The organism is Enterorhabdus sp. P55 (assembly GCF_009911695.1).
In the GTDB taxonomy this organism is placed as follows: domain Bacteria; phylum Actinomycetota; class Coriobacteriia; order Coriobacteriales; family Eggerthellaceae; genus Enterorhabdus.
Window position 1 is genome coordinate 1 of record NZ_QWKK01000113.1, and the last position, 6216, is coordinate 6216.

Here is a 6216-nt window from a genome sequence, read left to right on the forward strand (position 1 = left end):
CCCCGGCCGCCCGCACGTCGTGCGCGGCGCATCGCGCGGCGGGCGCGCTACTGGGCGGCGCGCCATGCGGTGCTGCTCGTGGCGGCCGCCGCGGCGCTCGCCACCATGGCGGTCGTGCCGCCTGATGCGGCGTACGCGGGCTACCTCGACCTGCGTACCATCGGGTGCCTCTTCGGCATCCTCGCGGTGGTGGCGGCCCTGCGCCGCCTGGGCGTGTTCGAGCGCGCGGCCCGCCTGGTGGTCGACCGCTTCGCCACGTGCCGCGGAGCGGTGGCCGCGCTCGTGGGCGCCACGCTCGTGCTGTCGATGGTGGCCACCAACGACATGGCGCTCATTATGATGCTGCCGCTGGCGGCGGCCACCCTGCTCGAGGCCGGCTGGGGTCGCGCGCTGCCGGTCGCCTTCGTCCTGCAGAACCTGGCCGCCAACCTCGGCGGCATGGTGCTGCCCTTCGGCAACCCGCAGAACCTCTACCTCTACGAGTTCTTCGGCATTCCCCTAGGCGACTTCCTCGCCACGATGGCCCTGCCCTTTGCCGTATCCGTGGCGCTGATAGCTCTCTGCTGCGCTTTGCTGGTACCGGTGGATGCCGGGAAGGGCGCCCGCGCGGGACGGGTGACGCCTCGGCGGGAAGAGGGCGTGCGACCTGCGGAAAACGTTCCGGCCGGGTTCGACGGGCGGGACGCGGGCGATGCGGGGGCCGCGTCCCGCCGGGCGCTCTCGGGCACCGGCGAGGGCTCCGTGGAGCCGGGGCGCGCATCTGGCGTCTCGCAGGATCCCGCCGGGCGGGCTCGCGCAGACGCCGAGCGGACTGCGCTCGCGCCTTCTCGCGGAGCCACCGGCGGCGCCCACGCGGGAGGGGGCCCGCCAGCCGCGTCCAGCGCCCGCGCCTTCCGCCCGCGTCTCTCGCGGCGTGCCCGCGCGCTTATCTGCCTGGGGCTTCTGGTGCTGATGGTGGCCTCTGTCCTGCGGGTCGTTCCCTGGCCGGCGGCGGTGGCGGTCGTGGCGGGGGCGCTCCTGGCGCTCGACCGACGGGCGCTCGCGCAGGTGGACTACGGGCTGCTGCTCACCTTCGCGTGCTTCTTCGTGTTCGCGGGGAATATGGCGCGCATCCCTGCGGTGGTGGAGGTGCTCGCGCCGCTCATGGCCGACGGCGGCCTGTGGGTGAGCGCCGGGGCGAGCCAGGTCATCAGCAACGTGCCGGCGGCCGTGCTGCTCTCGCACTTCACGGGGGAGTGGGCGCCGCTGCTCGTGGGCGTTAACGTGGGCGGCGCGGGCACGCTCGTGGCGTCGCTCGCGGGGCTCATCACGTTCAGCCACTACCGCTCCGTCCGGGCCCTGTTCGCCCGCAGTCCCCGCGAGGGCGTCCCCCGCACGCGCGTGTTCTTGGCCTGGTTCACGGTGCTCGGCTTCGCGTTTCTGGCCGTGCTGCTGGCCGTGTGCGCGGCGGCGTTGGCGTAGGTCGTCGCGCTTGACTTCGTCTGCGGGGCCGGGTCGTTGCCGGCGGCGCTGTGGGCGGCGGGATGCGGCGCGCGGCCGAAGGGGCTGCCGGCGGGTGACGTGTGCCGCGGAACGACGAATGGCGGACGGCGTCGCGGATGACGCGCGATCCCGCGGGCGGCGCAGGCGCGGGATCGCGCGTTGCGGGAGGGGCGCGGTGGGCTTTCTCTCGGCTACACCCAGATGACGGTGGACTTGCGCGGCTTCGCGGAAGTCTCGCGGGCGATGTGGCCGAGGGCGCAGATGCCGTGGACCTGGTGGTCGGCGGGGATACCGTACTCGCCGAGCAGCATGCGGACGGACGGCTCGTCGCAGAGGCCGTTGAGCTGGTTGATCCAGCAGCTGCCCAGCCCCAGGCTCGTGGCGGCGAGGAACATGTTCTCCAGCGCGCACGAGTCGTCCTGCCGGTCGTAGGGGTAGCCTGCGGGCACGGCGACGAGCACGGCGGCCTGGGCGCCGTACATATCATAGGAGCCGCGGTCGAGCAGCGGCTCGAGGGCGGCCGCCAGCCGTGCCACCTGCTCGCCGTCGGAGAGCACGGCGAACGTGAGCTCCTGGCGGTTCATGCCCGAGGGCGCCCACTGCCCGCAGGCCACGATGGCCTCGAGCTGCTCGCGCGCGACGGGCTCGGCGGTAAAGGCGCGCGTGGATCGTCGCGCGAGGATGGCATCGATGACGGGGTTGGAAAGCATGGCGGGCTCCTCTCTGTCGACCTCGTTCGCTATCTTGAAAAGCGATCCGTCTGCCGTGCTGTTACAAAACCTCAATCCATCGGGAGTATTCGTCGGTCTGGTCTTCGAGTAAAGCGTTGTCCTGGCTGAACATTCCCTGGAGGATGTAGGCGGTGGATCCGGGCATCTTGCTTGGGTGCCCGAGGGGCTTAGCGTAAAACTCCCCTTGCGGCCCCCAGTTGTCGGAGAAGATGGCTACGGAGAAGATGGCGTATTTATCGCGGGGCCAATCCTCCCCCTTTGCGAACACGCTTGTATTGAATCCGATGGCAAGTCCGTTTGGGTCGACATCGTAGTCGGAACTGTACTCAAGTACGCAGAGACGCTTTTCTTCATCGGGAATGGTTAGGGAATAGTGGGGCGTCTCGAGATCGGGGGGATTCCCCTGCTGGGTGATGGCTTGGGTTTCGTCCTTGCTCTTGCCTGCAGCTTCCGATCCGTGTGCTTCGGCCGGTTCGTCGGAAGGCTCTTCCTGCGGAAGCTCCACCCCTTGTCCGGATTCGCTTGCCGTCGGAGGAGAGGAGGAAGCGTTGGGGTCGGCGGCGTTTTCTGCTTGGCTCTGCGCGGAGCTGCAAGCAAGCATCGGCAAGATGATGAGCGAAAGAAGCGTCGCTAGCGCGATGAGGCGCAGATTCCCCATAGAGCCCCCCTCCTGGCTTGCCGTGCCGCGAGTATACCAGCCCCTGCCGCCGCCGGCCATTCTTCGCGTGCGCGCCGCGTCCGGGCTGGCGCGCGGCTAGAGACGGCGGACGGCGTCCCAGCCGGCCATGGTCACGCTGTGGGGGAGCACCTTGCCGAGTACGCGCAGGCCGAGCGCCTGGGGGCTGCAGGTGGCCACGGCCAGGTGGGCGCGGTTGGCGGCCAGGGCGCGCGAGACCACGGTCGACGCCTCCTGGGCGCCGAGCAGATGGCGCACGTCCTGGCCAGCGCCCGACCTGCGTGCTACCTGCTCGAATCTGGTCTTCACCCAGGTGGGGCAGACGGCGGTGGCGGTGATGCCGCTGCCGCGGAGCTCCCAGCGCAGGGCGCGCGTGTAGCTGAGGACGAAGGCCTTGGTGGATGCGTACACGTTGAGGTGCGGCAGCGGCGTGAAGGCGCTCGCCGAGCAGAGTTGGATGAGGCGCGAGCCGCGGCCCATGTGCGGCAGGCACGCGCGCGTCAGGGCCACGAGCGCGCGGCAGTTGAGCTCGATCATGGCCTCGGCATCGGCCTCGTCGATGGAGCGCCAGTCGCCGAACTTGCCGAAGCCCGCGGCGTTCACCAGGTGGGTGACGAGGGGAGCCTCCGCGTCGAGCGCGTCGGCGATGGCCTGGCGGGCCGCGGCGTCGGTGAGGTCGGCCGGCAGGCAGCGCGCAGGCGTGGTGAGGTCGGCGGCGACCTCGCGCAGGGCGTCGTCCCGGCGGGCGATGAGCCACAGCTCGTCGGCTTGCTGGAGCAGGTCGATCTGGCGCGCGAACTCGCGCCCCATGCCCGATGAGGCCCCGGTGATGACGGCGATGCGCTTTGCCATGCGTGCTCCTTCCCTCGGCGGTCGCGCCTTGGTCGCGGCCCCGGCGGCTGCGGGGCTGCGCGGGGCGCGGCGGCGTGGCAGCCCTGGTGTGGCGGGCTCTGCGGGCGTGGCGGCCCCTGGCGGCTCCAGAGGCGTGCGGGCTCTTCCCGCTGGCGGGGCCGCCACGCCCCTGCTGCGGCGCCCCGTTGAGTTCGGCGCTTCCCGTGATCATAGCCCTACGGCGTGGAGGCGGCATGGCGGCCGCGCAGCTGGGACACGGAACGGTTACGTTTGCGGGCGGATCGGGGAGTCGCGGTATCATCGTTGGGTCGCAAGACCGCGAACCGTCCGCAACGGAAGACGAGGCGAAGCCGCATGGACATCAAACGCATCCTGGCCAGCGCCCCGCGCAAGCACGATCGGGGAGAGCCAGCCCAGCTGACCACTCCCTGGGGTGAGGCGATCGATCCCGCCCGCGTGCGCGCCGAGCACCCGCACCCCCAGTTCGCCCGCGAGGGCATCCGCTCGCTCAACGGCTGGTGGCAGTATGCCATCGTGCCCACGTTGAACGCGGGCGAGTCCTGGGCGCGGATGCGCCCTCCCGCGCGCTATGACGGGCGCATCCTCGTGCCGTTCTCGCCGGAGGCGCCGCTCTCCGGCGTGGGGCGCACGGTGCTGCCCACCGAGCTTCTGTGGTATCGCCGCGCCTTCGCCACGCCGAAGCTGGATGAGGGCGAGCGCTGCCTGCTGCATTTCGAGGCCGTCGATCATGCCTGCGCCTGCTACGTGAACGGCGAGCGGGTCGGCCTGCATGAGGGCGGCTACCTGCCCTTCGCCTTCGACGTCACCGACTTTTTACGCGAGAGGCCCGATCATGTGCCTGCCCACGGGCTCATCGAGGAGAACGACCTGGTTCTCTGCGTGTGGGATCCGAGCGATGAGGGCACGCAGCTGCGGGGCAAGCAGCGGCTTGCGCCCGGCGGCATCTGGTACGCGGCCCAGAGCGGCATCTGGCAGCCGGTGTGGCTTGAGGTGGTGCCGGCCTGCCGCGTGGAGTCGCTGGCCCTGCGGCCCGACCCGGCGGCGGGCATGCTGCGGCTGGAGGTGCGCGTCTGCGGGGCGGGGCGGCTGCTCCATGTGGACGTGACGGCGCCCGATGGGGCGCTCGTCGCGCGCGAGACGGTGCGCGCGGACGACGACGGCGTTGCCCTTGAGGTGCAAGTTCCCATCCCCGACCTGCGACTTTGGAGTCCGGATGATCCCTGCCTCTACGGGGTGGCCCTGCGCTACGGGCATGACGTGGTGCACAGCTACGCGGCCTTCCGCACGGTGGAGGTGGCCCGCGACGAGCGCGGCGCCTTCCGCTTCCTCCTGAACGGCGAGCCGCTGTTCCTGCGCGGCGTGCTCGACCAGGGCTACTGGCCCGACGGCCTGATGACGGCCCCCTCGGACGAGGCGCTCGCCTTCGACGTGCAGGCCATGCGCGATGCCGGCTTCAACCTGCTGCGCAAGCACCTGAAGGTGGAGGCCGACCGCTGGTACTACCACTGCGACCGGCTGGGGATGCTCGTGTGGCAGGACATGGTGAGCGGCGGCGGGCCGCTCGACGCGTGGGCGTCGAGCTACAAGCCGACGCTGCTGCGCCGGTCGTGGGGCGCCTATGCGGACGACACCCCGCGCCATCGCGAGCGGCTCTCGGCGGGAGACGAGCGCTACCGCGAGCAGTGGCGCGCGGGCTGCCGGGAAACGGTGGCCTACCTGGCCGATCACCCGTCGGTGGTGACGTGGGTGCTGTTCAACGAGGGCTGGGGGCAGTTCGACGCCGCCGTGGCCGCGGCCGAGGTGCGCGCGGCCGACCCGACGCGACCCGTGGACGCCGTGAGCGGCTGGTACGACCAGCGCTGCGGCGACTTCCTGAGCGTGCACAACTACTTCCGCGACCTGGAGGTGTATCCGGACGATCCGGCGCGCCTGGTGGGGGAGGCGGCTTCGCGCGGGGGGCGCGCCTTTGTGGTGTCGGAGTTCGGAGGCCTTGCCCTTGGGGTGCAAGATCACATGGCCTACCAGGAGCTTTACGGCTATGATACCTACGAGGACGCGGCGTCGTGGGGCGCTGCGGTAGCTGCCTCGCTGGCTGCGGCGGACGCTCTTGAGCCGGCGGGTTTGGCCGGTTGGGTGTACACGCAGCTCTCGGACGTGGAGGAGGAGGTCAACGGCATTCTCACCTACGATAGGCGCGTGAACAAGCTGACGCTGGCCACGGAGGCGGTGAGGCAGGCGTGCGCTCCGCAGGGCGAGGCGTCCTCGGAGGGCGAGCCGGCCTCGGTCCTGGCTGGGCCCCGTGAGACGGGGAGGCGCGCGCCGCGCCCAGACGCTGCGGCTACGCCGGATCCCGCTCGTGACGGCGGGGCGCCCGCGCCTGACGAGCCCGGTGCGGGCGCAGCTGCGTCGGACGGCCCTGAGGCCCAGCGGCCCGCCGCCGCGCCCCTTCGCCGC

General features: G+C 71.3%; 5 protein-coding genes. 2 read left to right on the forward strand and 3 right to left on the reverse strand.

Annotation, left to right across the window (positions count from 1 at the left end):
- On the forward strand, positions 1 to 1461 hold a 1461-nt coding region (locus D1643_RS09230), incomplete at its 5' end, for an SLC13 family permease (RefSeq protein WP_370520329.1).
- A 212-nt stretch (positions 1462 to 1673) separates the two neighbouring features.
- Here D1643_RS09230 and D1643_RS09235 read toward each other — a convergent pair.
- From D1643_RS09235 to D1643_RS09245, 3 genes are all read right to left on the reverse strand, one after another.
- A complete protein-coding gene (locus D1643_RS09235) occupies positions 1674 to 2192 on the reverse strand; it encodes a nitroreductase (RefSeq protein ID WP_160710342.1) in 519 nt (172 codons plus the stop codon).
- 61 nt (positions 2193 to 2253) lie between these two features.
- Positions 2254 to 2871, reverse strand: coding sequence for a hypothetical protein (locus tag D1643_RS09240; RefSeq protein WP_160710343.1), 618 nt, complete (start codon positions 2869 to 2871; stop codon positions 2254 to 2256).
- A 96-nt stretch (positions 2872 to 2967) separates the two neighbouring features.
- Positions 2968 to 3741, reverse strand: coding sequence for an SDR family oxidoreductase (locus D1643_RS09245; protein WP_160710344.1), 774 nt, complete (start codon positions 3739 to 3741; stop codon positions 2968 to 2970).
- A 354-nt stretch (positions 3742 to 4095) separates the two neighbouring features.
- Between D1643_RS09245 and D1643_RS09250 the strand changes: the two genes are divergently transcribed.
- The coding region (locus D1643_RS09250) for a glycoside hydrolase family 2 protein (protein ID WP_160710345.1) at positions 4096 to 6216 on the forward strand (2121 nt) is incomplete at its 3' end.

What these genes read in the sequence shown, in the direction of transcription:
- D1643_RS09240 (WP_160710343.1), bottom strand. Translation starts at nt 2,871, where the DNA reads ATGGGGAATCTGCGCCTCATCGCGCTAGCGACGCTTCTTTCGCTCATC.
- D1643_RS09245 (WP_160710344.1), bottom strand. Translation starts at nt 3,741, where the DNA reads ATGGCAAAGCGCATCGCCGTCATCACCGGGGCCTCATCGGGCATGGGG.
- D1643_RS09235 (WP_160710342.1), bottom strand. Translation starts at nt 2,192, where the DNA reads ATGCTTTCCAACCCCGTCATCGATGCCATCCTCGCGCGACGATCCACG.